At 65.9% G+C, this 816-nt stretch carries 1 protein-coding gene; it reads left to right on the forward strand.

From position 1 onward, the window contains the following. Positions 1 to 33: 33 nt before the first annotated feature. Positions 34 to 816, forward strand: a 783-nt coding sequence (locus LG396_RS38810) for a polyketide synthase dehydratase domain-containing protein (RefSeq protein ID WP_225798314.1), incomplete at its 3' end; no start/stop codon positions are given.

Raw genomic sequence — 816 nt, forward strand, 5'->3', positions numbered from 1 at the left:
CGGCCTGGGAAGCGGGACACCCGAGAACTGGGCTTGGATGTCGCGGACCATGGGGTGCTGGGCGCCGCGGTGGCTGTCGCGGGCAGCGACGAATGGCTCCTCACGGGACGGTTGTCACTGACAGCGCAGCCTTGGCTGGCGGATCACGCAGTGGGCGGTCGGGTCATCGTGCCGGGGTCGATGATGGTGGATCTGGTGATTCGCGCCGGCGACGAGGTCGGGTGTGACGTCGTGGAGGAGTTGACGCTGTCGTCCCCGCTGGTGCTCCCCTCAGACAACTCTGTGCGCGTTCAGGTGAGGGTAGGGGAAGCGGACGAGGACGGGCGGCGCGAGGTCGCTGTCTATTCGCAGGGCGACGAGGGGAATACCGGAGGCACCTGGGAGCGTCGCGCGAGTGGATTCTTGGCTGTCGGCCGGGGGACGCCGACCGAGAACGATGACCTGTCAACGACCGACCTGTCGGTGTGGCCCCCGGTGGGTTCTGAACCGTTGGAGGTCGAGCACGTCTACGACCTCTTCGCCCAAGCAGGCTATGCCTACGGACCGGCTTTTCGTGGGTTGAGGGCTGCGTGGCGTGGGGTGAATGGGGAGCTGTTCGCGGAGGTGGCGCTTCCTGAGGAATTGCATCAGGACGCTAGGCGCTTCGGTATCCATCCGGCGCTATTCGACGCGGCGCAGCACGTGGGTGCGTTGCAGGATCTGGCGAGTGGATCTCAAGAAACCTGGCTGCCGTTCGAGTACCGGAGTGTGCGTCTGGCGGCCAATGGCGCGGCCTCGCTGCGTGTGTGCGTAACCGGCTCAACTCGGAGCGACATT

Source organism: Streptomyces aculeolatus, from assembly GCF_020400605.1.
Classification (GTDB): Bacteria; Actinomycetota; Actinomycetes; order Streptomycetales; family Streptomycetaceae; genus Streptomyces; species Streptomyces aculeolatus.